29 protein-coding genes and 1 pseudogene are annotated in these 25,862 nt (G+C 51.2%); 27 read left to right on the top strand and 3 right to left on the bottom strand.

The annotated features are described in order from the left end of the window. Nucleotides 1–32: 32 nt before the first annotated feature. A complete protein-coding gene (gene yjbE, locus NA986_RS21110) occupies nt 33–275 on the bottom strand; it encodes an exopolysaccharide production protein YjbE (RefSeq protein ID WP_001541297.1) in 243 nt (80 codons plus the stop codon). Between the two features lie 443 nt (nt 276–718). Further along, nucleotides 719–2,368, bottom strand: a complete 1,650-nt coding sequence (gene pgi, locus NA986_RS21105; protein ID WP_000790025.1) for a glucose-6-phosphate isomerase — start codon at nt 2,366–2,368, stop codon at nt 719–721. 344 nt (nt 2,369–2,712) lie between these two features. Between pgi and lysC the strand changes: the two genes are divergently transcribed. Beyond that, a complete protein-coding gene (lysC, locus tag NA986_RS21100; protein ID WP_000136392.1) occupies nt 2,713–4,062 on the top strand; it encodes a lysine-sensitive aspartokinase 3 in 1,350 nt (449 codons plus the stop codon). Nucleotides 4,063–4,192: 130 nt separating this feature from the next. Here lysC and NA986_RS21095 read toward each other — a convergent pair whose 3' ends face one another. Then, nucleotides 4,193–4,540, bottom strand: coding sequence for a Mor transcription activator family protein (locus tag NA986_RS21095; RefSeq protein ID WP_000615248.1), 348 nt, complete (start codon nt 4,538–4,540; stop codon nt 4,193–4,195). A gap of 576 nt (nt 4,541–5,116) precedes the next feature. Between NA986_RS21095 and NA986_RS21090 the strand changes: the two genes are divergently transcribed. The 26 genes and pseudogenes from NA986_RS21090 (at nt 5,117) to panS (ending at nt 25,843) form a co-directional block, all read left to right on the top strand. After that, a complete protein-coding gene (locus tag NA986_RS21090; protein ID WP_001226439.1) occupies nt 5,117–5,404 on the top strand; it encodes a putative holin in 288 nt (95 codons plus the stop codon). A gap of 2 nt (nt 5,405–5,406) precedes the next feature. Next, nucleotides 5,407–6,012, top strand: a complete 606-nt coding sequence (locus tag NA986_RS21085; RefSeq protein WP_023216235.1) for a lytic transglycosylase domain-containing protein — start codon at nt 5,407–5,409, stop codon at nt 6,010–6,012. A 12-nt stretch (nt 6,013–6,024) separates the two neighbouring features. After that, complete coding sequence (locus NA986_RS21080) at nt 6,025–6,339, top strand: membrane protein (protein ID WP_000777266.1); 315 nt, start codon at nt 6,025–6,027, stop codon at nt 6,337–6,339. Nucleotides 6,340–6,498: 159 nt separating this feature from the next. Continuing rightward, on the top strand, nt 6,499–6,954 hold the full coding sequence (locus NA986_RS21075) for a Gp37 family protein (protein ID WP_000449433.1): 456 nt from the start codon (nt 6,499–6,501) through the stop codon (nt 6,952–6,954). Next, nucleotides 6,951–7,148, top strand: a complete 198-nt coding sequence (locus NA986_RS21070; protein WP_000875314.1) for a hypothetical protein — start codon at nt 6,951–6,953, stop codon at nt 7,146–7,148. The genes NA986_RS21075 and NA986_RS21070 overlap by 4 nt, the downstream gene beginning before the upstream one ends. Continuing rightward, nucleotides 7,138–8,565, top strand: coding sequence for a phage tail sheath subtilisin-like domain-containing protein (locus tag NA986_RS21065; RefSeq protein WP_023216236.1), 1,428 nt, complete (start codon nt 7,138–7,140; stop codon nt 8,563–8,565). The genes NA986_RS21070 and NA986_RS21065 overlap by 11 nt, the downstream gene beginning before the upstream one ends. Continuing rightward, entirely contained in the window at nt 8,565–9,089 is a 525-nt protein-coding gene (locus NA986_RS21060; protein WP_023216237.1) for a phage major tail tube protein, read from the top strand. Before NA986_RS21065 ends, NA986_RS21060 begins: the two co-directional genes overlap by 1 nt. A gap of 51 nt (nt 9,090–9,140) precedes the next feature. Then, complete coding sequence (locus tag NA986_RS21055; protein WP_001003638.1) at nt 9,141–9,458, top strand: phage tail assembly protein; 318 nt, start codon at nt 9,141–9,143, stop codon at nt 9,456–9,458. Next, nucleotides 9,418–9,546 (top strand): GpE family phage tail protein, encoded by a 129-nt coding sequence (locus tag NA986_RS21050; protein WP_001651222.1) that lies wholly within the window; start codon nt 9,418–9,420, stop codon nt 9,544–9,546. Before NA986_RS21055 ends, NA986_RS21050 begins: the two co-directional genes overlap by 41 nt. 96 nt (nt 9,547–9,642) lie before the next feature. After that, a complete protein-coding gene (locus NA986_RS21045; protein ID WP_023216238.1) occupies nt 9,643–12,009 on the top strand; it encodes a phage tail tape measure protein in 2,367 nt (788 codons plus the stop codon). Next, complete coding sequence (locus tag NA986_RS21040) at nt 12,009–12,962, top strand: phage tail protein (RefSeq protein ID WP_023216239.1); 954 nt, start codon at nt 12,009–12,011, stop codon at nt 12,960–12,962. Before NA986_RS21045 ends, NA986_RS21040 begins: the two co-directional genes overlap by 1 nt. Beyond that, nucleotides 12,962–13,171, top strand: a complete 210-nt coding sequence (locus tag NA986_RS21035; protein WP_001269717.1) for a tail protein X — start codon at nt 12,962–12,964, stop codon at nt 13,169–13,171. Before NA986_RS21040 ends, NA986_RS21035 begins: the two co-directional genes overlap by 1 nt. Then, nucleotides 13,159–14,202 (top strand): phage late control D family protein, encoded by a 1,044-nt coding sequence (locus tag NA986_RS21030; RefSeq protein WP_070793932.1) that lies wholly within the window; start codon nt 13,159–13,161, stop codon nt 14,200–14,202. The genes NA986_RS21035 and NA986_RS21030 overlap by 13 nt, the downstream gene beginning before the upstream one ends. A gap of 9 nt (nt 14,203–14,211) precedes the next feature. Continuing rightward, entirely contained in the window at nt 14,212–14,934 is a 723-nt protein-coding gene (locus NA986_RS21025) for a phage baseplate assembly protein V (protein WP_000679392.1), read from the top strand. Between the two features lie 327 nt (nt 14,935–15,261). Further along, nucleotides 15,262–15,624 carry a GtrA family protein gene (locus NA986_RS21020; protein WP_000593184.1) on the top strand — a complete coding sequence of 121 codons (363 nt, stop codon included), beginning with the start codon at nt 15,262–15,264 and terminating at the stop codon, nt 15,622–15,624. Next, a complete protein-coding gene (locus NA986_RS21015) occupies nt 15,621–16,550 on the top strand; it encodes a glycosyltransferase family 2 protein (RefSeq protein WP_000703629.1) in 930 nt (309 codons plus the stop codon). Before NA986_RS21020 ends, NA986_RS21015 begins: the two co-directional genes overlap by 4 nt. Continuing rightward, entirely contained in the window at nt 16,550–18,097 is a 1,548-nt protein-coding gene (locus tag NA986_RS21010; protein WP_031617801.1) for a DUF6056 family protein, read from the top strand. Before NA986_RS21015 ends, NA986_RS21010 begins: the two co-directional genes overlap by 1 nt. A 163-nt stretch (nt 18,098–18,260) precedes the next feature. Beyond that, a complete protein-coding gene (locus NA986_RS21005) occupies nt 18,261–18,620 on the top strand; it encodes a GPW/gp25 family protein (RefSeq protein WP_023216241.1) in 360 nt (119 codons plus the stop codon). Continuing rightward, the gene (locus NA986_RS21000) at nt 18,611–19,726 is read left to right on the top strand and encodes a baseplate assembly protein (protein WP_023216242.1); all 1,116 of its coding nucleotides are present in this window, start codon (nt 18,611–18,613) and stop codon (nt 19,724–19,726) included. Before NA986_RS21005 ends, NA986_RS21000 begins: the two co-directional genes overlap by 10 nt. Beyond that, the gene (locus NA986_RS20995) at nt 19,719–20,351 is read left to right on the top strand and encodes a phage tail protein I (protein WP_023216243.1); all 633 of its coding nucleotides are present in this window, start codon (nt 19,719–19,721) and stop codon (nt 20,349–20,351) included. Before NA986_RS21000 ends, NA986_RS20995 begins: the two co-directional genes overlap by 8 nt. A 2-nt stretch (nt 20,352–20,353) precedes the next feature. Then, nucleotides 20,354–22,111 carry a tail fiber protein gene (locus tag NA986_RS20990; protein WP_079940890.1) on the top strand — a complete coding sequence of 586 codons (1,758 nt, stop codon included), beginning with the start codon at nt 20,354–20,356 and terminating at the stop codon, nt 22,109–22,111. Between the two features lie 4 nt (nt 22,112–22,115). After that, nucleotides 22,116–22,721 carry a DUF4376 domain-containing protein gene (locus NA986_RS20985; protein ID WP_024147213.1) on the top strand — a complete coding sequence of 202 codons (606 nt, stop codon included), beginning with the start codon at nt 22,116–22,118 and terminating at the stop codon, nt 22,719–22,721. After that, the gene (locus NA986_RS20980; RefSeq protein WP_000084338.1) at nt 22,718–23,173 is read left to right on the top strand and encodes a hypothetical protein; all 456 of its coding nucleotides are present in this window, start codon (nt 22,718–22,720) and stop codon (nt 23,171–23,173) included. Before NA986_RS20985 ends, NA986_RS20980 begins: the two co-directional genes overlap by 4 nt. Before the next feature lie 251 nt (nt 23,174–23,424). Continuing rightward, nucleotides 23,425–23,715, top strand: a pseudogene (locus NA986_RS20975) (hypothetical protein). A 196-nt stretch (nt 23,716–23,911) separates the two neighbouring features. Continuing rightward, complete coding sequence (locus NA986_RS20970) at nt 23,912–24,640, top strand: hypothetical protein (protein WP_000587743.1); 729 nt, start codon at nt 23,912–23,914, stop codon at nt 24,638–24,640. 261 nt (nt 24,641–24,901) lie between these two features. Beyond that, complete coding sequence (gene panS, locus NA986_RS20965; RefSeq protein WP_000881647.1) at nt 24,902–25,843, top strand: ketopantoate/pantoate/pantothenate transporter PanS; 942 nt, start codon at nt 24,902–24,904, stop codon at nt 25,841–25,843. The last annotated feature ends 19 nt before the right edge of the window (nt 25,844–25,862 follow it).

The following is a 25,862-nucleotide window of genomic DNA, read 5'->3' as shown; positions in this document are numbered from 1 at the left end:
CCGGAGTGTGGTTATGGTTAAACGTACCGATACTACTGGGTACTGGTGGTCGTGGTGGTCGTGGTTCCGGTATTAGAACCATCGCCGCCGCCGGTTGCCGCTAACGCGACGCCCACCGCCGAACTTACGGTGCTAACGCTGGTGGCGGAGGAACTTCCCGCCGATACCGACGTCGCTGCCGACCCTGCCGCTTCACCCACCTGAACGGGGGCTGCCGAGACAGATGTCGCCGCAAGCGCGGTTATGGCAAAAATGCCATACAGTACTTTTTTCATCATAATTTCCCTTCATTGAATGAATGGAGATTTACCCAAAAGAATTTCGGGCGCTACCGAGTATACACAACCAAAGCAGGCGAATTATGTCCGGGAGAAATAACAGCGAAGTTTTAGGATAATTAAACTTTAAAGAAACAACACATCCTCTATTTAATTAATAAATAAATTAAATCAATAAGTTATAATTACATAAAAACACAAACACATCCGTATAATCTGAAAATAACGCAGAGTGATTTTCTGGTTATTGCTTATTTTAGGATTAAGCTCAATATAAAATTGTGGGGATAAAGACGGACAAGCGGAATTATCTTATAAAAAAAGCCGATGTGAATATCGGCCTTTTTATTATCTTATTCTCTTTTTGCCGGATGGCGGCGAAACGCCTTATCCGGCCCACAGACGCTATGCATTACGTAGACCGGATAAGCGCAGCGCCATCAGGCGCGCCAGGCTTTATAACGGTTAATCAGACCGTTGGTAGAGCTATCATGGGACGAAATAGCTTTATCATCGCCCAGCTCCGGCAGAATACGGTTAGCCAACTGTTTACCCAACTCAACGCCCCACTGGTCGAAAGTAAAGATGTTCAGGATGACGCCCTGCGTAAAGATTTTATGCTCATACAACGCAATCAGCGCGCCCAGGCTGAACGGCGTAATTTCGCGCAGAAGGATAGAGTTGGTCGGGCGGTTGCCTTCAAACACTTTGAATGGCACAACGTGTTCAAGCTGCGCCGGATCTTTACCCTGATCGCGATATTCCTGCTCAACCACCTCGCGGGATTTACCAAACGCCAGCGCTTCGGTCTGCGCGAAGAAGTTAGACAGCAGCTTCTGATGATGATCGGATAGCGGGTTATGGGTGATAGCCGGGGCGATAAAATCACACGGCACCATTTTAGTACCCTGGTGAATCAATTGATAAAACGCGTGCTGACCGTTGGTGCCTGGTTCGCCCCAGATAATTGGGCCTGTCTGGTAATCCACGGCGTTGCCGTTACGGTCAACGTATTTACCGTTGGATTCCATGTTACCCTGCTGGAAGTAGGCGGCGAAACGGTGCATATACTGGTCGTACGGCAGAATGGCTTCGGTTTCCGCGCCGAAGAAATTGTTGTACCAGATGCCAATCAACGCCAGCAGAATGGGTAGGTTTTTCTCCGCCGGAGTGGTGGAGAAATGCTTGTCCATCGCGTGCGCGCCGGAAAGCAGCTCGACAAAGTTGTCGAAACCGACGGACAGAATAATGGACAGTCCGATGGCAGACCACAGCGAGTAACGACCGCCGACCCAGTCCCAGAACTCGAACATATTGGCCGTGTCGATACCAAATTCGCCGACCGCTTTGGCGTTGGTGGAGAGCGCAGCAAAGTGTTTCGCCACGTGTTTTTCATCGCCTGCACTTTTCAGGAACCAGTCGCGCGCGCTGTGGGCGTTGGTCATGGTTTCCTGGGTGGTGAAAGTTTTAGAAGCGACCAGGAACAGCGTGGTTTCCGGGTTCACTTTTTTCAGCACTTCAGCGATGTGGGTGCCATCAACGTTAGAGACGAAGTGCATGTTCAGATGGTTTTTATACGGACGCAGCGCTTCGGTCACCATGAACGGGCCGAGGTCGGAACCGCCGATACCGATGTTCACCACGTCGGTGATGGCCTTACCGGTGTAGCCTTTCCACTGACCGGAGATAATCGCTTGCGAGAAAGTTTTCATTTTCTCAAGCACGGCGTTCACTTCCGGCATCACATCTTTGCCGTCCACAATGATCGGCGTATTGCTACGGTTACGCAGCGCCACGTGCAGCACGGCGCGGTCTTCGGTGCGGTTGATCTTCTCGCCGGAGAACATGGATTTAATCGCGCCGGCCAAATCGGTCTCTTTCGCCAGATCCTGTAATTTTGCCAGCGTCTCTTCGGTGATGCGGTTTTTGGAGAAATCCACCAGCATCAGATCGTCAAACGTCGCGGAAAATTTAGCGAAACGGTCGCTATCGTTCGCGAAAAGCTCAGCGATCGTAACGTCTTTCATTTCATCGTAGTGTTTCTGGAGCGCCTGCCAGGCAGAAGTCTGCGTTGGATTGATGTTTTTCATTAGCAATACTCTTCTGATTTGAGAATTGTGACTGGGATCGATTGTAACGCCAGTCACAGAAAAGTGTGATTGTTTTAGTGCCGTTGCCCCAGGCACTGTCGAATGAGGATAAAAAGTATATACCCTAAATAATTCGAGGTGCAGAAAGGCGGCAAATGGGTATCGGGGTTATAAGCGCTGTTACTGAGCCTAAACTCAGCATAAAAAATCCGCATAATCCCAACGTTGACAGTCCAGGCCACAACTTTTATTTATAAATACGTTACTTGCATTTGCGCCTGCACCGGTTTCTGTTCTGCCCTTGTGCCATGGTCGCGTTTTTCATTTCCTGACACGAGGTTGATATGACAGAGATCGTTGTTTCCAAATTTGGCGGTACCAGCGTCGCTGATTTTGACGCCATGAACCGTAGCGCGGATATCGTACTTTCCGACGCCAATGTTCGTTTAGTCGTGCTTTCCGCGTCTGCCGGCATCACTAATCTGCTGGTGGCGCTGGCCGAAGGGATGGAGCCCGGCGAACGTTTCGCTACGCTCGACGCCATCCGTAAAATCCAGTTCGATATCCTTGATCGTCTGCGTCATCCGAATGTCATTCGCGAAGAGATTGAACGCCTGCTGGAAAACATCACTATTCTGGCGGAGGCGGCATCGCTGGCGACATCGGCAGCCCTGACCGATGAACTGGTCAGCCACGGCGAGCTGATGTCTACCCTGCTATTTGTTGAGATCCTGCGTGAACGCGACGTACAGGCCCACTGGTTCGACGTGCGCAAAGTGATGCGTACCAGCGATCGCTTTGGTCGTGCGGAACCGGACGTCGCAGCGCTTGCGGAACTGGCCGCGCAGCAGTTGCTCCCGCGCCTGAACGAAACGTTGGTCATTACTCAGGGCTTTATCGGCAGTGAAAGCAAAGGCCGCACCACGACGTTAGGCCGCGGCGGCAGCGACTATACGGCAGCGTTGCTGGCTGAAGCGCTCCATGCCGCGCGGGTTGATATCTGGACAGATGTGCCCGGTATTTACACCACCGACCCGCGCGTGGTGCCCGTCGCGCAGCGAATTGATGAAATCGACTTTGAAGAAGCGGCGGAGATGGCAACCTTCGGCGCAAAAGTACTGCATCCAGCCACCTTACTCCCGGCCGTGCGTAGCGATATCCCGGTCTTCGTTGGCTCCAGTAAAGATCCGCAAGCGGGCGGTACGCTGGTGTGCAATAAAACCCAAAACCCGCCGCTGTTCCGCGCGCTGGCGCTGCGCCGCAATCAAACGCTATTGACGCTGCACAGCCTGAATATGCTGCACTCACGAGGTTTCCTGGCAGAGGTGTTCGGCATTCTGGCGCGGCATAATATTTCGGTAGATCTGATTACCACTTCGGAGGTGAGCGTCGCGCTGACGCTGGATACTACCGGCTCCACCTCCACGGGCGATACGTTACTGACCCAATCCTTATTGATGGAGCTTTCCGCGCTGTGTCGGGTCGAAGTTGAAGAAGGACTGGCGCTGGTCGCGCTGATTGGCAACAACCTGTCAAAAGCCTGCGGTGTTGGTAAAGAAGTGTTTGGCGTCCTGGAACCGTTCAACATTCGCATGATTTGTTACGGCGCCTCCAGCCACAATCTGTGCTTCCTCGTGCCGGGAGACGATGCCGAGAAAGTGGTGCAAAAGCTACATCAGAACTTATTTGAATAATCGCCCTGACACGGCAGCGGGTGAGCGCTATCAGGCAATACGCTGCCGGATGGCGACGCAAGCGCCTTATCCGGCCTGTCGCAGCTCCCGGCGTATAGCGCTTGTCGCTATACGCCATACCCGATATCGCTTACAGCATACGCCGCTGGTGCTGTTTTTCCGTGTGGACCCGCTTAACGATTTTATAGATCCACTGCAGTGTCAAATTGTACTTTTTGGCCAGCTCCGCATAATTACGCCCATCGCACTCGCTGTAAATCTGATAATCCCGTTCCGAAGCCCGACCAGAGATACCTTTGGGAAAATAAATGCTTTGCCCGCCCCAGTTGCGCATCATTCTGTCAGCAATTGCCTGACCAGCATTTTCGGCTGACGCGCTATCAATATTCATGCTTTCAATAAGTACCTGCGACGCATGAAACGCCAGATCGTTAATAATCTCCGGAAGCCGAACCATTTCTTTTGATTTCTGAATCATATTTTATCTCCATATCCAGCACCATGCTCCCCGTGACGGCACCAAAAAGGGAAGCGTAAAAAACGGTGCAATAACTACCTATCAATACATTCAAAATATATATAAATATTTACTATCAACGGCATTTAATTATAAATTAAAAGAATGTATATATTGCTTTCAATTTATAATATGTATTTATTTTATAGGTGAAGTAAGCCTTCACTGATGTCATCATTTTACACAATACTGTATGTATATACAGTTAATTTTTTGCATTTTTTTCTGCGTTCGATCAAAAAGATCGCTTTCCTCACGATCGCGTGAATTTTTAAACTGACTTTAAAAATCAATAAGATAATTTTAATCAAAGATTATTATGACGCAGCAATACCGCCATCATTGCCTGCCACAGACACATACTGACTCTCCGCAGGCAGCCTCTCCCCCCGGCCCCGAAAGCTTTATTTATTCGTTTATTTGTTGGCATTTGACACCATGCGCTAAACATTTTTTAAAGTTATTTATTAAAGCCCTTTTCGTTCTTCCGCTATGGGGAAAAGCGATACTTCTCTCTCAATTATCAGGAGATAGAGTATGCGAAAAATTATTGTTCCCCGACTTTCCGGCTGGCTGATTGCCTCTGTCGTACTGTTTGCGCTTATCGGCTGGACATCATCAGCGCAAATTCCGGTCGTCATCTATAAACTCAGCCTGGTTTCGTTATCAGCGGTGCTGGGTTACTGGCTCGACCGCAGTCTTTTCCCCTGGGCGCGTCCCGACTCCTTTTGCCCCTGGGAAGAATCGCTGTGCTGCGCCGCGGCGATGATTCGTCGCGCGATCATCGTTGCGGCAATTTGCCTTGCCGTCGCGCTGGGGCTGTAACGATGCGTTATCAATACGTATGCCTGGTCTGCGCTATGACTTTCTTGTCTGCCGACGCTGCCGAACCGCCGCGCGCTTCTCTGCAATGGCGAAACGAAGTGATTCGTACCGCGCGCGAAATCTGGGGGCTTAACGCCCCCGTTGCGGATTTTGCCGGGCAACTACATCAGGAATCCGGCTGGGCGCCTGACGCGCTTTCTCCGGCTGGCGCGCAGGGTATGGCGCAATTTATGCCCGCAACGGCAAAATGGGTAAGCCAGTTGTACCCAGCGCTTCGCGAGAACAAGCCGTTTAATCCCGCCTGGGCGATACGCGCGCTGGTACAGTATGACCGCCAGTTGTGGAAAAGCGTGTCAGCAAAAAATAGCTGCCAGCGAATGGCTTTCACTCTGAGCGCCTATAACGGCGGGCAAGGATGGGTTAACAGAGATAAAAAGCTGGCCGCCGCAAAGGGGTTAGATGCGTCCATCTGGTTTGAACATGTAGAACGCGTTAACGCCGGGCGCAGCGCCGCAAACTGGCGCGAGAATCGTCACTATCCCAAAGCGATTTTATACCAATATGCTCCCCGTTATTTGCAATGGGGGCAGGCTAGCTGCATTCATTAATCAGAGGGAGTAATGAAACTCAGTATCGATTTTTGGGAAGTCATCTCCCTCTTACTTTCGTTTGTTGGATTAATGTTTGCTGCCGGTAAATTGCTGCTGGCGCAAATTGAAAAACGGCTGAATGAACGTTTTGAAGCACTGGAAGCTGCCCGGCGCGAATCAGAAGCGGGCTGGTCCAGGCTGGAGAGAGAATTTCTGGAATTTCGCGCCGATTTACCGCTGCATTATGTCCGCCGCGAGGATTATCTTCGCGGCCAGGCCGTTCTGGAAGCAAAACTGGATGCGCTATATAGCAAAATAGAACTGATTCAACGAGGTAACCATTAAACAAATCCCCGGCGTATAAACGACGGGGATTTTTTATTTGTTTTAACTTTTTTCTCTAAAGGAGATTAAAAGACGCCTGATGCCTGATACATCAAAATACGTCTGAACGATAACGAAGAGAGAATATTATCTCTCCCGGTAAATCAAGGAAAACCGTATATGGAAACATTATCTGTTATACATACCGTGGCGAATAGACTACGTGAATTAAACCCTGATATGGATATACATATTTCATCAACCGATGCGAAAGTATATATCCCAACAGGACAGCAGGTAACGGTATTAATTCACTACTGCGGTTCGGTTTTTGCCGAACCAGAAAATACGGATGCCACGGTACAAAAACAACTAATCCGGATTTCCGCCACTGTTATTGTTCCGCAAATAAGTGACGCGATAAACGCGCTGGATCGTCTACGTCGTTCGTTGGGGGGCATTGAACTTCCCGACTGTGATCGTCCGCTCTGGCTGGAAAGCGAAAAATATATCGGCGACGCCGCAAACTTCTGCCGTTACGCCCTGGATATGACCGCCAGCACCCTGTTTATCGCGGAACAGGAAAGCAAGGACTCCCCCCTGCTGACAATCGTTAATTATGAGGAAATTCAATGAAATATATCTACAGTGGCCCGGCAAGCGGCGTCACGCTCGCCGACGGTCAGGAAGTCTTACTGTGGCCCAATAGCGAAATCTCGCTGCCGGAAGATAACGAGTGGGTAATCACCATGATTGCCCGCCGTCACCTGGTGCCAGTGGTTACGCAAGAAGTAGAAACTAATGAAGAGGAAATTGTCCATGGCAGCTAATTACCTGCACGGTGTAGAGACCATTGAGATCGAAACCGGCCCACGTCCGGTTAAGGCGGTTAAATCTGCGGTTATTGGTCTGATCGGCACCGCGCCATGCGGCCCGGTTAACCAGCCAACGCTGTGCCTTTCTGAAAGCGACGCGGCGCAGTTTGGCCCAGGCCTGGCAAATTTCACCATCCCGCAGGCGCTGAAGGCGATCTACGATCACGGCGCGGGGACGGTCGTGGTGATTAACGTGCTGAATCCGGCGGTACACAAAAGTACCATTCCCAGTGAAACCGTGAAGGTTGATGACAACGGTCAGATTCAACTCAAGCACGGGGCCGTGCAAACGATGAACATTGGCCGCAGCACGAACGCCGGAAACGCTTATATCAAAGGCACCGATTACACCATTGATATGCTGACCGGTAAAATCACCTGCATGGGGACCAACCTGAAACCCGGCGTTCAGGCCTATGTAAATTATACTTACGCGGACCCCACCAAAGTGACTGCCGCCGATATTGTTGGCGCGGTAAACACCGCGGGTGACCGTACCGGCATGAAGCTGTTACAGGACACCTGGAACCAGTTTGGTTTTTACGCAAAGATCCTGATTGCGCCGGTCTTTTGTACGCAAAACTCGGTCGCCGTTAAGCTTATCGCTCAGGCAGAAGCGCTGGGAGCCATTACCTACCTTGATGCGCCCATCGGCACGACTTTCCAGCAGGTTCTGGCAGGGCGCAGCCCGCAGGGGGCGATTAACTTCAATACCAGTTCCGATCGCGCGCGTCTGTGCTATCCGCACGTTAAAGTGTACGACAGCGCGACGGACAGCGAAGTCCTGGAGCCGCTCTCCTCCCGCGCCGCTGGCCTGCGTGCCAAAGTGGATCTGGAAAAAGGCTTCTGGTGGAGCAACTCCAATCAGGAAATTCAGGGCATTACCGGCGTAGAGCGCTCGCTGTCAGCGATGATCGACGATCCGCAAAGCGAGGTGAATCAACTGAATGAAAACGGCATCACCACCATCTTCAACAGCTATGGCTCCGGTTTGCGCCTGTGGGGCAACCGTACCGCCGCCTGGCCGACGGTTACTCATATGTGTAACTTTGAGAACGTGCGCCGTACTGGTGATGTGATTAACGAATCCATTCGCTATTTCAGCCAGCAGTATATGGATATGCCGATTAATCAGGCGCTGATCGACGCGCTAACCGAATCGGTGAACACCTGGGGCCGCAAGCTGATTGCCGACGGCGCGCTGTTGGGTTTTGAATGCTGGTACGACCCGGCGCGTAACGAACAGACTGAACTGGCCGCCGGGCATCTGTTGCTGAGCTACAAATTCACCCCGCCGCCGCCGCTGGAACGTCTGACGTTTGAAACCGAAATTACCTCTGAATATTTAGTTTCTCTGGAGAGCAATCGCTAATGGCTGGAAAAATTCAAATTAACCGTATTACCAACGCCAATATTTATCTCGATGGTAATAATCTTTTAGGTCGCGCGAGTGAAATTAAACTGCCTGATATCAGTATAATTATGCAGGAGCATAAAGCGCTGGGGATGGTCGGTAAAATTGAACTGCCTGCCGGTTTTGACAAACTGGAAGGTGAAATTAAATGGAACTCATTTTACCACGACGTCATGCGTAAAACGGCAAACCCGTGGCAGGCGGTGGCATTGCAGTGCCGCTCCAGCATCGATTGTTATAACTCGCAGGGTAAAGCGGATCAGTTAGCGCTGGTGACGCATATGACCGTAATGTTTAAAAAGAACCCGCTGGGAACGTTTAAACAGAATGAAAACCCGGAATTTAGCAGCGCCTTCGGCTGCACTTATATTAAACAGGTGGTTGACGGTGAAACGCTTCTTGAACTGGATTATCTGGCGAATATTTTCCGCGTAAATGGCGCGGATCAATTAAATGCCTACCGCAATAATATTGGCGGTTAATTACTTCGGGGCTACGGCCCCGAATTTAACACGACGAATAAGGACTACACCATGAACGAAAAATATACCCTGCAATTCCCGTTTACCTCCGCCGCCGGGGAACGTATCGACGTTTTGCAATTACGTCGCCTGAAGGTAAAAGATATGCGCGCCGCGCGACGCGCCAGCGATAAACCGGAAGAGTGGGATGAGCCGCTGATGGCGGCTATGACCGGGCTGGTAGCCGAAGATCTGGCGGAAATGGATCTGCTGGACTATCAGGCATTGCAGAAACGATTTCAGGCCATGCTTAGCATGGCTACAGAACCCACAGCAGTTGTGGCAGGCAATGGCGCTGCTGGCGAGGTGGTTTCGCTTTCCGCCCAGTGAAATTGACGCGCTGTCGGTTGACGATTTTACCTGCTGGCTGGACGAAGCCAGCGCGCAAATTAAACACGAATACGACTCGCAGACTTAATGCCTGCGGGTTTCCTGACCCAAGCCCGGTTCACTCCTTCCCTGTCCTTTTTCCGGCAAGCAGCCTGTTACCGGGCAACTTATACGAGACACTATTTTGGCCAACGACATTATTACTCAGCTTCAGGCGCGTAATGAGACGTTGACGCAGGCAATAGCCCGTTACGGCTCACTCAACGCCAGCACGCTGCACACGCTCAGCTTTGAGCAAACAAAAATCACCCGGCTTACGCAACAGCTCGCTAACTCCGCCCTTCGCCGGGAAGAGAACGATAAACAGCGCGCCGGGTTGCTGGAAAAAACACAAACGTTCGCCGGACAGCTCGGCAAGCTCCTGAACGTTGAGACTCCCGACTGGAAGCTGCCTTACGAATTTCAGGGCAACATGGTCGATATGGCGGCGAAAGGCGGTATGGATAACACCGCGCGGGACGCTCTGAGCCTGAATCTCCGCGACTGGAGCCTTGATTTCAATCAGGATCAAAAAGATCTGCAAAGCGCCGCCGCCACGATGATCGAAGGCGGCGTCAGCGCATTGCAGGATCTTAGCCGCTACATGCCCGATATCGCCAAAGCCGCGACCGCCTCCCGCGACAGCGCGCAAAGCTGGGCGCAGGCGGCTCTGGCCACTCGCGACAAACTGAACATCGCCCCTGACGACTTCCGTTTTGCGCAAAGTATGCTGTACAGCGTGGCAAAAAGCGGCGGCGGCTCCGTTGCAGAACAAACTCAGTGGATTAACGCCTTTGCCGGAAAAACCGGCGCTCAGGGGAAAGAAGGCATTGCGGAACTGACCGCAACGATGCAAATCGCCATGAAAAACGCCCCTGACGCAAGCGTGGCGGCAGCGAATTTCGACCATTTCCTGAAATCCGCCTTCTCGAAAGAGACGGACAGTTGGTTTGCCCGTCAGGGCGTGGATCTTCAGGGATCGCTGCTGGAGCATCAGCAAAACGGGATCGGTGTGACGGAAGCGATGGCCCACATCGTGCAGATGCAACTGGAGAAAATGAACCCGCAGATCCTCGACACCTTCAGGCAAACCATGAAGATTGAGGATCTTTCCGCGCGCGGCGACGCGCTACAGGCCATGACGGAGAAATTTAACCTTGGCGCGATGTTCGGCGATGCGCAAACACGGGATTTTCTCGCCCCGATGCTGGCGAATATGGACGAATATCGCCAGCTAAAAGCCTCCGCAATGCAGGCAGCGGGGCAACATTTTATCGATGATGACTTCGCCGCGAAAATGACATCGCCCGGAGAACAGACCAAAGCGTTACAACTTTCACTTAACGATCTGTGGCTGACCGTCGGCCTGGCGCTGATGCCCGCCATTGGCGAACTGGCGCAAAGCATCACGCCGCTGGTGCGGCAGTTCAGCGCCTGGCTGCGGGAAAACCCGGCGCTGGTGCAAGGGGTCGCTAAAGTCGTTGGCGTTATCTGGCTGTTCAACGGGGCGCTGAATATTCTCAGGCTGGGAGCAAACCTCATTGCGTCACCGTTTATTCGCCTGATCGATATCTTCCTGAAGGTCAAAGCCGGTCTGGCGCTGGGCGGCGGCAGTCGCGCGCTGTCGGTTCTGAAATCGTTTGGCAACGGTGCGAAAAGCCTGACGATGCTGCTGGGAAACGGCCTGATAAAAGGGCTACGGCTGGTCGGCCAGACGTTTATCTGGCTGGGTCGGGCGCTGCTGATGAACCCTGTCGGCCTGACTATCACCGCTATCGCAGGCGCCGCCTATTTACTTTATCGCTACTGGGAACCGATTTCCGGTTTCTTTGCCGGAGTCTGGGAGCGCATCAAAACCGCCTTTGACGGAGGCATTGCCGGCGTCACGCGTTTGATTCTCGACTGGTCGCCGCTGGGGCTGTTTTACCACGCCTTCGCCAGCGTACTGGACTGGTTTGGCATTGAACTCCCCGCCAGCTTCAGCGAATTTGGCGGCAATATTCTGGATAGCCTGATCAACGGCATTCTGAACGCGCTTCCTTTCCTGAACGGAGCGATTGAGAAGATAAAAGCGCTGATCCCCGATTGGGCGAAAAGCGCGCTGGGCATCAGCACTGAAATGCCGTCTGTCGCCGCCGCCGTCCCCGGTATTGCCGGAACAATGGTCGCGCAACAGGCCAGCGCGCGGCTGGCATCGGGAGCGAAAGCGGTGACAACGCCGCTGGCGTCCACGGCCAAAACGATGGCCTCGCCGCAGCCTGTGAAGACGAAAAGCGCCGCCACGCCGCCGACGCCAGCCGCGCTTCCCGGCAAATCCGGCGGGAAACCTTATACGCTGCCCTCCCGCGCGCAAAGCAACGTGCAGGTACACTTTTCCCCGCAGGTTACCGTGCAGGGAAGCGGCGCGAATGCCGCCAAAGATATCAACAACGTGCTGTCGCTGAGCAAACGCGAGCTGGAGAGAATGATTAACGATGTCATGGCGCAACAACGGCGCCGGGAGTACGCATAATGTATGCCGTATTAGGCGAAATAGAATTTGACGTCGTCGCTTACTGGGACGAATTTGAAAGCACGATGGGCGTGGATTATACCAGCCATGCCCGTATTGAAGGGAAACCGGGCGTGCAATTTATCGGCGATAAGCTGGACAAAATCACCCTGAAATTCAACTTTCATAGTCAGTATTGCCAGCCGACCACCGAGCTGAACCGTCTGCGGGAAGCGATGACCGCGCACCAGGCGATGGCGCTGGTGTTCGGTAACGGCGATTATCGCGGCTGGTTCGTGATTACCGATCTGACCGCTACCCACCAACACACCGATCCTTACGGTAACGTCATTGCCCAGGGCGGCAGTCTGTCGCTACAGGAGTACACCGGCGATCCGAAGAGCCCGCTACTGCCTCCGGCCATCACCACCCAGGAACCGAACATTGATGAGATGTTGGATGAGCTTCCCGACGTTAGCGATTTCTGGTTCGATGAACTGCTGAGCGCCGTTGAAGACGGTATGCGTGAAGCCAAAGAGATGATGGATGAGGTGGCCGACGCCATTGATGACATCAAAAAAACGATCGCCCAGGCGAAAGAGCTGGTGAAGGAAGCCAAAGCGCTGAAAGAAAAATGCGGCGATATTGTCGATTCGCTGAAAAAAACCATTAGCGCGATAGACGCGCTGTTCCAGCAGCCGCTGGATTTGCAAACGCTGGCCGGGCTGCCGAAAGCGCTGGCGGCAAAAATGCAGGAACTGATCGACAGCCTGCCGGGGATCCGCGAATGCGCGGGCGATGCCGGCACGCTTATCGAACACGCCGAATCGCTGTTTGACACTATCACCAGCAGCGTCGCGGAAGCGACTTACGACAGCGCCGCGACGCTGGTCAATCAGGCGCGCGGCACGCTGCAAACAAGCGCCCCTGACGTGAGCCAGCTTGCCGCCGCCGATATTACGAGGAGTCTGTAATGCGCTACCTTGAACATGTCACCACCGACGGCGAACGCTGGGATAATCTCGCCTGGCGCTATTACGGCGATGCGCTGGCCTACGAACGCATCATCGCGGCCAATCCGCACGTCGCTATTATGCCGGTTTTGCCATCAGGCGTGCGGCTGGTCATCCCGGTTATCAGCGTCACGCAAACGACCCCGGAGCTACCGCCATGGCTGAGATAACGGTATCCGGCGGGGTGTTCGCCACCCTGACGCCCATTTTTACCCTTTGGTACGGACATAAAGAGATCACTTACGACATCGCGCCTTATGTCACCAGCATCAGTTACAGCGACAGCATTAAAAACGAGTCGGATGTCATTGCCATTGCGCTGGAAGATAGCGCCGGGCGCTGGGTAAACGAATGGTATCCGGGAAAAGGCGACACGCTGGCGCTGCGCCTGGGCTACCAGGGCGAAGATCTGCTCGATTGCGGAACCTATATCATTGATAAAATTGATATCAGCGCGCCGCCTTCGACGGTCAATATCGACGGTATCGCTACCTCGGTCAGCAAAGCGCTACGCACCAAAAACAGCCAGGGCTTTGAGGAGACGACGCTTTCCGCCATCGCCAGTCGCATCGCGCAAAAACACGGTTTAACGCTGGCGGGCAAGATTGCGCCGCTGACGATTGATCGGGTCACGCAATATGCCGAAACCGACGTGGCGTTTCTCAAACGGCTGGCGAGTGAATATGGCTATACCGTGAAAGTGACGGCGACGGAGCTGATCTTTTCGCATCTGCCGACGCTACGCTGTCTGGCGCCGGTGAAGACGCTCAGGCGGACGGATATTTCGCACTACACGTTCAAAGATACCATCAACCGGATCTACAAAAACGCCACCGTGCAACATCAAAATAGCAAGCAAAAAGAACTGGTTATCTACACCCATGATAGCCAGGAAAAAGCCCCGGCGCGCGGTGCGGCGACCAGCGCCGATACCCTGAAGATTAACAGTCGCGCTCCGGATACCGGCGCGGCGCAGGCTAAAGCCAATGCCGCGCTGGACAGCCACAACGAATACCAGCAAACCGGCACGCTCACCCTGATGGGCTGCCCGCAGTTGACGGCGGGCAACAAGATAGAACTGAGCGATTTTGGCGTACTTTCCGGGCAGTGGCTGATTGATAAATCCATGCACAAACTCACGCGCAGCGGCGGCTACACTACCGAAATCGACATTTCACGCGGACCGGCAACCAGCCAGTAAGGAGACAATATGAAAGGCGTTACCCGCCAGACGGGCATTATCAGCGATATTGATGAGGCGGTCGTGCGCGTCAGAGTCACTCTGCCGGAGTGCGATAACCTGCGCAGTAACTGGCTTGCGGTGCTGCAACGCAACACGCAGGACAACAAAGATTACTGGTTGCCGGATATTGGCGAACAGGTCGAAGTGCTGCTCGACGACAACGGCGAGGATGGGGTGGTGCTGGGCGCGGTTTACTCCAGCGTGGATACCGCGCCGCTGGCCTCGCGCGACAAGCGCTACGTGCAGTTTTCCGACGGCGCGGCCTTTGAATATGACCGTGCGTTACACCAGCTCACCGTCAACGGCGGCATAGAAAAAATCGTCATTGAAGTGAAGGAACGTACGCAGCTTACTTCACCGCAAGTAGAGGTCAGGGCGCAGCACGTCACGGTGATATCAGAAACCGTAGACGTGGCGGCCACCTCCGTGGGCGTCAAGGCGGTAGATGTCAACGTGGAAGCGCCCCATACGGGCATTAAAGCGCTGAATGTCACCGTCGATGCGCCGCTCAGCACCTTTACCGGCGACGTTACCGTGATGAAAAAACTCACCTGGCTTGGCGGTATGGCAGGCAGCGGCGGCGTCGGAAACAGCGCGGTTATCACGGGCAACGTGAATGTTCTCGGCAATGTTAACGCCAGCGGTTCAGTGATGGACAGCGGCGGCAACTCCAACCACCACTCTCACTAACCTGCAAATTGCTGCTGGATGGTGGCTTCGCCTTATCCAGCCTGCAAAAGGTGCATAAACACAGGCCCGGTAAGCGCAAAAGCGCCACCGGGCAAATTGCTGGAGGATATTTATTTTCAGCGCAACGTGATTAGTCCCTTTTCGCGCGCTATTTCCGATGAAAATGTAATCACTTTGCGCTGCAAATATTGCATATATGTATATTGGAAAACTAACGCTATTTTTTACTTTAACTTCGCCCTGTTTACATAAAATCTGCTGTTCAGGAATGATCCTCTCAGTTTTGTCTGGTAGACTTCGCTGAATTACAACTTCTTGATTGCTATAATGATAAAATTATTTATAAAGTACGTTTCGATAGGCGTACTTAATACTGCTTTGCACTGGGCTATCTTTGCCCTTTGCGTCTATGGATTTCAAACAAGTCAGGCTTTGGCAAACGTAACGGGCTTTGCTGTCGCTGTCAGTTTTAGTTTTTTCGCTAACGCCCGGTTTACCTTTGGAGCCAGCGTATCAACCGGACGTTATTTGCTGTACGTCGGTTTTATGGGCGTGCTGAGCGCCGTCGTGGGATGGACAGGCGACAAGTGTGCTATGCCTCCCATTTTTACGCTCATTGTATTTTCCGCAATTAGCCTTATTTGCGGATTTTTATATTCCAGATTCATTGTTTTCAGGAATGAGAAATGAAAATTTCATTAGTGGTTCCCGTCTTTAATGAAGAGGACGCGATCCCTATTTTCTATAAAACGGTCAGAGAATACAGTTCACTTAAACCTTATGACGTTGAGATTATCTTCGTTAATGATGGGAGTCACGATGCGACTGAATCAATCATCAGCGCATTAGCTGTTGCCGATCCTCTTGTTGTTCCGATCTCATTTACCCGCAATTTTGGTAAAGAACCTGCACTTTTTGCCGGATTAGATCACGCGACCGGAGATGTGGTGATCCCTATCGATGTTGATTTACAAGATCCCATCGAAGTAATCCCACATTTGATCAATAAATGGCAGGCTGGTGCAGAAATGGTGCTGGCTAAGCGTATCGATCGTTCAACGGATGGCCACCTGAAGCGTAAAAGCGCTGAGTGGTTCTACAGGCTGCATAACAAAATCAGTACGCCAAAGATTGAAGAGAATGTCGGTGATTTTCGATTGATGTCGCGCGAGATTGTAGAAAATATCAAGCTATTACCAGAACGTAACCTTTTCATGAAAGGTATACTTTCATGGGTTGGAGGTCAAACAGATGTTGTCGAATATGCCCGTGCTGAACGTGTCGCAGGTAGCTCAAAATTTAATGGCTGGAAACTCTGGAACCTGGCGCTGGAGGGGATTACAAGTTTTTCTACTTTCCCTTTGCGTATCTGGACGTATATAGGAGTGAGCGTTTCTGCCCTCTCCCTGATATATGCCATGTGGATGATCATTGATAAATTGATGTGGGGAAACCCTGTTCCTGGTTATCCTTCGCTTATGACCGCGATTCTCTTCTTAGGCGGCATCCAGCTTATCGGCATAGGCATCATGGGTGAATATATCGGACGCGTTTACACGGAGGTAAAGCAAAGGCCTCGCTATATCGTGAAAAACAAAAAAACAATGATGGAATAATGATTACTATGCTCAAGATATTACCGAAAACGGCGATGATACTACTGGCTTTTTTGGCCATTTTTCTTATTGAATGGTATACCCCCATTCACTCTGATGATTACCGCTATTACCTTTTAGGAATTTCGCCGGAATCACATTTTCATCATTATATGACATGGAGTGGCAGGATTATAGCTGATTACACCAGCGCACTCATCCTGTATACACGTTCTCAACTCGTGTATTCCATCAGCGCTGCCGTTTCGACACTGGTATTTTGTTATTTCATTGTGAAGACACCCTCAGGTACATTACGCTGGAATAAATCCGACTACTTATTATTCCCACTAATATTCTTCACTTACTGGATTTCGAACCCGAATTTGGGTCAAACCACTTTCTGGATCGTTGGTGCTGCGAATTATTTGTGGACGAATCTGTTCGTTGTTGCATGGCTGTTCTTCTTTTACACCATAACAATAAAAAACAGTAAAGCGATCAGCCCGTGGGTTGCATTACTAAGTTTTATGGCAGGCTGTTCCAATGAAAGCGTCTCACCTTTCGTCTCGCTTATTTCTGTTCTGGCCATTGCATACGAGTTATGGCAAAACAAATCTGTTTCGCGCAATAAGATAGTTTATAGTCTCTGTGCAATCGCAGGTTCATGCGTATTGATACTTTCTCCGGGCAATTTCATCCGCGCCAGCGGCAAAGAATTCTGGTATGGAAGGCCGATTTTTGAACGTATTTTCATTCACTTAACAGAACGCGTTCATAACCATCTGGCGCTGATCTGGATAGCTTATGTTGTTTTGTTATTGCTGGTCTTACTGGTCATATTCAATAAGCAGATTCGCGCCAAAATTGATAAAACGTCCCTTATCTGCGCTGCGTTAGTCGTATGTATAGGTATTAGCACTTCCTTAATTATGTTCGCGTCGCCATCCTACCCCGATCGGGTTATGAACGGTACGTTTATGTTTTTCCTTTTAGCTATCTCCTTCATCGCTTACGCCCTGTTGAAAAGCGGCGTTAAGGCTGGAGTCGTCGGCGTAACTGCCGTGACTGTTCTCTGTGGTATCGTATTCCTTTGGTCCTATTCATTGATGCTTAACGGTTATAAAAAAACGGCCGGACAGGAAATCGTAAGACAAAAAATCATTACTAAAGAAATAGCGGCAGGTAAACAGAAGTTTATCATCCCTGACTATTATTTCGTCAAGTTGCAAAATAGCGGTGGTCATTTTGGTTTATTCCATGATCCTGCTGTTTACGGCGAGTATTATCATGTACAAGCTATTTTCAAAAAGAAAGTCAATTTTGATTATTCTGTAATCGCTAATGGAGCGAAGCACAGCCTTTCCAATGAAACGACGGCTTATAGCAACACCCGCGGGGATTTCGCTATTATCAGCCGGGAGCAGCTAACGGGTTCGATCACACTCTCGGTTAATGGACGGCAGAAAACGATTCCAGTTGAAAAAATGAAGCACGCAGAAATCAATGATGAATTCTGGTACTACGCTTCTGTAGACAAAGGTGAAATTACAGCAATTTCATTTTAACTTTACGTAAAACGCGATCTTCGCCATTTAACAAAATGTGTATCAACACAGGCCCGGTAAGCGCAGAAGCGCCGCCGGGCAAAACACATTCTGACCCCGCCATCAATTATTTCCTTAAAGCGCTTTAATATCTCTCCCCCCGCCGGAAGGCGAAAATAGCCTCATGAACACGAAAACACGACCCTCGCCCCTGCACTGGCAACCTGCCTTGCAACGTCCTGAAGAATACGTCTGCGGGCTGGATGATATTCATCAGGCAATACACATCATTCTGCGCACGCCGCGCGGCAGCGATCCCCACAGGCCGCTTTTTGGCAGCAATCTGTGGCGCTATATCGATTACCCGATCGAGCGGGCCATTCCGCACGTTGTTCGCGAATCGGTGGAAGCGATTCGCATGTGGGAACCCCGCTGCCGGTTGCTGAAGGTGACGCCGACGATTGACGGCGAACACCTGACGTTACGCGTGCAATGGCGCGCCGCAGACGGCGTAATCAACTCAACGGAGGTGTTATGGCGATAGCCGAACCCGACTTTATTGACCGCGATCCCGCGCAAATCACCAGCGAGATGATTGCGCAATATGAAGAAGCCAGCGGTAAAAAACTCTACCCGGCACAGGCTGAGCGGCTGCTCATTGACCTGTTTGCTTATCGTGAAAACCTTGTCCGCATCGCCATCCAGGAGGCGGCGAAGCAAAACCTGGTCGCGTATTCCCGTGCGCCCATGCTGGATTATTTAGGCGAGCTGGTTGGCGTTCATCGTCTACCCGCTCAGGCGGCGAAAACCACGCTACAGTTTTCTGTTACTCAAGCGGCTAAAAGTAACCTGGTGATTCCACAAGGGACTCGCGCCAGCGCGTCGGATAGCGTGATGTTCGCCACCGACGAAGATGTTGTGTTGCCTGCGGGCAGCCTGAGCGTTGCGGTAACTGCAACCTGTGTAGCGACCGGTGAATCCGGCAATAACTGGCAACCTGCGCAAATCAGCGCGCTGGTGGATCGGGTAGGCAATTACGATCTCAGCGTCACCAATCTGACGGCCTCAAGTGGCGGCTGCGGCGAAGAGAACGACGACGCGCTACGTAAACGCGTCCAGCTAGCGCCGGAAAGTTTCAGCAACGCGGGCAGCTATGGCGCCTATCGCTTCCATACGCTCTCGGTCAGCCAGTCGATTATCGACGTGGCGGTGCTGGGGCCGGATGAAGGGCTGGCGGAAGGCTGCGTGGAACTCTATCCGCTGACCCTGAACGGACTGCCGGGGCCGGAGCTTCTTGCCCAGATCGAACGGGAGGTGAGCAAAGAGAAAAAGCGCCCGCTAACCGATAAGGTGAGCGCTAAATGTTCTCCGCGCGTACCTTATCAGATCCGCGCCCGGTTGACGCTGTTTACCACCGCCGATCAGGAGACGACGCTTGCCGCCGCGCGTGAAGCGATTAATACATGGACGCGCTCGCGCCAGACCCGGCTAGGCCAGGACATTGTGCCAAACCAGATAATCAAAGTGCTACAAGTGGATGGCGTTTACGACATCGCGCTGGATATGCCCGCGAAAAAGGTACTACAGGCGCACGAATGGGCGGAATGCACGGACATTGACGTGACGATTGCCGGAGTCAGCGATGGATAAACTGCTTCTGCCGCCGCCGCTGGCCAGCGACGAACGTTTCTCAATTCTGGCAAATATCGCCGCCGAACGCTTTGCGCAAATCGACCTGACGGCGTTGCTGGTCTATCTGGTGGATATCGTTGATGTCTCGGCACTGCCCTCGTTGGCCGAACAGTTTCATGTTCAGGGGCTGGAGGGCTGGCTATTTGCCGCCAATGAGCAGGAGAAACGAGAATTAATTAAGCAGGCGATTGAACTGCATAAATATAAAGGAACTCCCTGGGCCGTTCGCCGCGTACTGGAAATATTATCCTTACCCGGCACGATTTCCGAATGGTTTGAGTATGGTGGTAAGGCTTATTTTTTTAAGGTTGAAATTGAGCTAATTAACCAGGGCATGGATGAAAATCTGTTTAATAACCTGGTCGATCTTATTCATGAGTATAAGAACGTGCGCTCAAAGCTGGAAGCGTTAATTGTCTGGATAATTAACCAAAGCGCTATTCCTGTTATCGGCAGCGCGCTTTACGGTGGAGAAATAACGACCGTCTTACCCTTCCAGGTTCTGGAAGTTCAACAAACTAAACCGATCTATTTCGGTACAGGGCAATGGAGCCTTGAAATTACATCTATTTACCCGGAGTAATTATGGATAATGAGTTTTATACCCTCCTGACCGACAGGGGAATGGCGAAAATCGCCAGCGCCCTTGCGGACAAAAAACAGCTACATCTACAAAAGATGGCGGTTGGCGACGGCGGCGGACAATATTATGAACCGACCGCCAGCCAGGCCAAATTACGCCACGAAGTCTGGCGCGGTGAGATGAATACGCTGACCGTTGCGCCGAATAACCCTAACTGGCTGATTGCCGAGTTGGTGCTGCCGGAGGATGTTGGCGGCTGGTACGTACGTGAAGTGGGCGTATTCGACGACGAGGGCGAGCTGATCGCCATCGGCAAATTCCCGGAATCCTACAAACCGCTGCTGCCGGGCGGTTGCGGCAAGCAGGTCTGTATCCGCCTGATTATGGAGGTCTCCAACACCACGGCGGTGACGCTGACGGTCGATCCGAGCATTGTGCTGGCGACGCGCGACTATGTGGATGTCCGGCTGGACGAGCATGAACATTCGACAAATCACCCGGATGCGACATTAACGCAGAAAGGCTTTACGCAGCTCAGTAACGCCACTGACAGCGATGACGAAACCAAAGCGGCTACGCCAAAGGCGGTGAAAGCGGCGATGGCGGAAGCGCGTAATCACACGCATACCTGGAACCAGATCACTGGCGTTCCGGACGGTACGCTGACGCAAAAGGGGATTGTTAAGCTTAACAGTGCGACGGACAGCACCAGCACAACAGAAGCGGCAACGCCGAGTGCAGTCAAGGCGGCGATGGATAAGGCGAATGCGGCAGCTCCGGCGAACCATACTCACGTCTGGAACCAGATTATCGGCGTCCCGGACGGTACGCTGACGCAAAAAGGGATCGTGAAGCTTAACAGCGCGACGGACAGCACCAGTACCACAGAAGCGGCAACGCCCAGTGCGGTAAAGGCGGCGATGGATAAGGCAAACGCGGCGGCCCCGGCCAGCCATACTCACGCCTGGGGGCAGATCACCGGCACCCCGGACGGTACGCTGACGCAAAAAGGGATCGTGAAGCTTAATAACGCCACCGACAGCACCAGTACGACGGAGGCGGCGACGCCGAGCGCGGTAAAGGCGGCGTATGACAAGGCCAGTACGGCGGCTCCGGTTAATCATACCCATTATCAGTTTTTTACGGCTAACGGGACTTTTACTGCGCCTGATGGGGTAACGCAGGTATTTGTGGAAATGCTGGGAGGAGGTGGTGGAGGAGGTGGTGGTGCAATAACCAATGGAGGAATTGCGGGTGCTAGTAGTGGTTCAGGAGGAACCTGTGGAAGCACAAATATTTCCATTGTTCCTGTAACTCCGGGAGGAAAATACGCGGTTATAGTTGGCGCAGGAGGGGTTGGCGGAGCCGCAGCTAGCTATTCGTCTACGGCACAATCAGGAAAATCCGTGGTGCTAATTAGCAAGCCTGGATTCCCCGGTACTGATGGCGGAGATTCAACTTTTGTTAATGTTACCGCTAAAGGTGGCCCAGGAGGGGCCGGCGGCGTTACCTCAACTGCGTCAGTAATAAATCCAGCTCCATCTGGTAATGGCGCAGCAGGGGAAAACTCATCGTACGGTACGGGGGGGAGCGGTGGCAGTAATACTGACGGGGGCAATGCTAGCGGTTATGGTGCCGGGGGGGGCGGAGGCGCTAGTGGCAAAACCACTGTCACCACCACTGGCAGTACTTATACCTCTAGTGGGTCTGGCTTTCCTGGAGGGAAAGGCTCAAACGGCTTTGTAAAAATTTCATGGTGAATATATGACTCAATATGCATATTACCATCCGGCAACCTTTGAGGTTATAGACTGGATTGATACTTCTTCATTGAACGTAGTGTTGCCTGACTCAGTAATTTCTGTAAATGATAAGCAGTGGCAACTAAGAGATAAAAATTGTTGGGTGTGCCTTAACCCTCTTGAGTTTATTACCACACCGCCACCCGGAAAATTTTACCGATTACAGGGGAGCGAGTGGGTATATGACGAAGCGTTATTTATCTCGGTACTTGAAAGTGTAAAAGCACAAGTTATACAGGCAATCAAAACCCAGCGCGACACCGTTACCGCCGATTACATCATTATCGACGGCAACCACTTCCACAGTGACGCTAACAGCCGTATTCAGCAAATGTCACTCACCAGAATGGGCCAGGCAAAACAGGTGCCAGAAGGGTTAATGTGGCAGACCAAAAATAACGGTTTGACTGAACTGACCAACGAAATCGCCGCGCAGTTTGAAACCGTCACTATGGATCACGACATGCGCCTGTTTGCCAACGCGCAGCGGCATATTGCGGCGGTAGAAGCGCTGGGGGATATCGAGGCTGTGCTCGACTACGACTACTCATCAGGCTGGCAGCCATGAGTCAAACCACCGTCTGGCTCGCTTGCTATAAGGGGCGATCGGAGTATCGCGGCATCGCCAGGCTGGCCGACTGGCTCACGCGCAAAGTCACGCGCGGTATCTACTCTCACTGTGAACTGGCGGTAGAACACGGCGGTAATGAATACCTCTGCTACTCCGCGTCGTTTCGCGATCGCGGCGTGCGGGGAAAGATAATACCGTTACCGGACGATAAGTGGGATAAGCTACCGTTAAAGGCCACGTTGCCGGAAGTGGAGGCCTTTTTCCGCAAACATAACGGCAAACGCTATGACTGGCAGGGCGCGCTCGGTATCGCGCTGTATAACCGGGAGCGCAAAGATAAACTGTTTTGCAGCGAGTTTTGCGCTGAATTTCTCGGACTAAACGATAGCTGGCGCTACTCCCCCAGCCACCTTTATGCCTTAGTCAGTAGCTGGCAATACGATTGTTGAATCTCTCGCCGGGTATAAAGCCCGGCGGTGTTGAATTAAGTAATACCCGTTAGTATTTATTTGTTAGTATCAAATGTTCAGTTTGCATAGCAAATGAAGTATTATAAAAAACCATCTTATAGTATTTTTACCAATTGATACGTGAACCCCCTACGATAATAACATTTATTTAACAAGCTAGCTTTCTTCGTTGGAGGAAGAAAAAATCAAACTCTTACATTGCTTATTATTTTCCATATCTAAAAAAGGAAGTGGATTACGGAAATACTGGCGGCATGAGATCATTCGCAGGAATGAATTTTTATTATATCGATTACTTATGCAGGCCAATAACAATCTCCGTCGTAATTTTTTATTTTGGTGGCGTCTGGAAAATGAGATGTATATCTATGGTTCAAAAAAAAACAGAAAAAACTGGATTATGGATTAATCGCAAGCCAAATTCCAAATTTGGAATTGATATAGAGCTGGGAGCAGTAAAAAGGGGAAATAAGATCACTCCCATCCCAACTCTTATTTTATATCTCCCCATGGAAATATAAAAGACAAAACAATCACTAAACCATTTATCAACTTACATTACATATATTAATAACATTATAAACAAATTAATTACATTCACATCTTGAATGTAATTAAACTTCAATAACCATATGAACACTAATTTTGTTGCAATATAAAGCACATTAAATATAGTGGAACATGGCTAAAAACACCTAATATTCACCGGGGAATATAATGATTATTGTTTCTGTGCTCAGACAAAGCAAAGACTTCACCACAAAACATGCTCAATGGTTACATAAGCAGCTCAAAGGTTATGATTCTGTTTGTTTAACAGATGCGCTAAAGATAAAAGGGGTAAATACAGCGCCTCTTTTGTATGATTGGCCAGGATGGTGGGCAAAACTAGAACTTTTCAATCCACTGCATCCTGTTCTTGGTAATGAGGATATTCTCTATATTGATATAGATAGCGTTGTTGTGGGAGATATTACTCCTCTGACAACTATGAAAAAAATAACATTACTTAATGACTTTTCTCAGCATGGTGCTTCAGTTGCGCCAGCAACAGGTATTATGTTTATTCCTGCACCCGCAAAAAAAAATGTGTGGGATGAATTTATGAAAAATCCTGAAAAGGAAATCAATGCCATAAGAACCCCGCCCTATCATGGCGATCAAGGATTTATCGGCAGAATATGTCAAGATGCTGAAAGATGGCAAAACATCTTACCCGGAAGAATTATTAGTTATAAAGCTAATATAGCAACACCAAAAATGATTGGTTTTAACCCTGAACTATACGATGGGACAGGTAATGGAAAATTACCTGACGGAGCAAGCATAGTCTGTTTTCATGGTTCCCCTCGCCCCTGGAACACAGCATTGCCCTGGGTGCCTTATTTTAGTTTAAAAAACACAATCCAAAGCAAAGTGAAACAATATAAGTTATCACTGCGTTAAAGCTTCCTTCTCTTCAATGCCGGCGCTTTTCTTTACGCCACCAGAACCTCTATATATTTCTAATACGGTAGCGTAAGCGCCATCGGGCGATGCGTTGCCGGATGGCGACGCAGGCGCGTCATCCAGCCTGCCACGTGCCCACACTGGATCATGAGCGTAATTTGTTTGAATAATCTTCCTTCACGCGATAAACAATAACTATGGTCTGGCTCGATCCTGACCCGTTGATAACAAACACAACATACTTGCAAGGAAAACAACATGCTCGCCGTCATTACCCGGCTGTTCCCGTTATGGGCGCTGCTGCTCTCTCTCATTGCGTATTACACACCATCCACCTTTACTCCTGTTGGGCCGTGGGTCGCGACACTACTGATGTTGATTATGTTCGGTATGGGGGTCCATCTTAACGTTGACGACTTTAAACGCGTGCTCTCCCGACCAGCCCCTGTCGCCGCAGGGATATTCCTGCACTATCTGGTAATGCCGCTCGCGGCATGGCTGCTGGCGTTGCTGTTTAAGATGCCGCCAGATCTGTCCGCCGGGATGGTACTGGTCGGCAGCGTAGCCAGCGGCACCGCCTCTAACGTAATGATCTATCTGGCGAAGGGAGACGTCGCGCTCTCAGTCACCATTTCATCGGTCTCCACGCTGGTCGGCGTGGTCGCCACACCACTACTCACGCGCCTGTACGTCGATGCCCATATTCAAGTCGACGTGATGGGTATGCTGCTGAGCATTCTACAGATTGTGGTCATTCCAATCACGCTGGGGCTGGTGATTCACCATCTGTTTCCGCGCGTAGTGAAAGTGGTAAAACCTTATCTGCCAGCATTCTCGATGGTGTGCATTTTGGCAATCATCAGCGCGGTGGTCGCGGGTTCAGCTTCACATATCGCCTCCGTCGGCTTTATGGTGATCATCGCGGTGATCCTGCATAACACCCTTGGCCTGCTTGGCGGCTACTGGGGTGGACGTCTGTTCGGTTTTGATGAGTCAACCTGTCGAACGCTGGCGATCGAAGTCGGGATGCAGAACTCTGGTCTTGCTGCTGCATTGGGTAAAATCTACTTTGGCCCGCTCGCAGCGCTGCCTGGCGCGCTGTTCTCAGTGTGGCACAACCTTTCAGGGTCACTACTGGCTGGTTACTGGTCCGGGAAACCGATTGTTGAAAAATCGGGCGAAACGGCAAAGGTAAATTAAAATATTGCCGGGTGGCGCA

Source organism: Salmonella sp. NW177 (assembly GCF_051811585.1).
GTDB classification, from domain to species: Bacteria; Pseudomonadota; Gammaproteobacteria; order Enterobacterales; family Enterobacteriaceae; genus Salmonella; species Salmonella enterica.
Note: the sequence above shows the minus strand (reverse complement) of the source record. Positions and strands in the feature narration are given on the sequence as shown.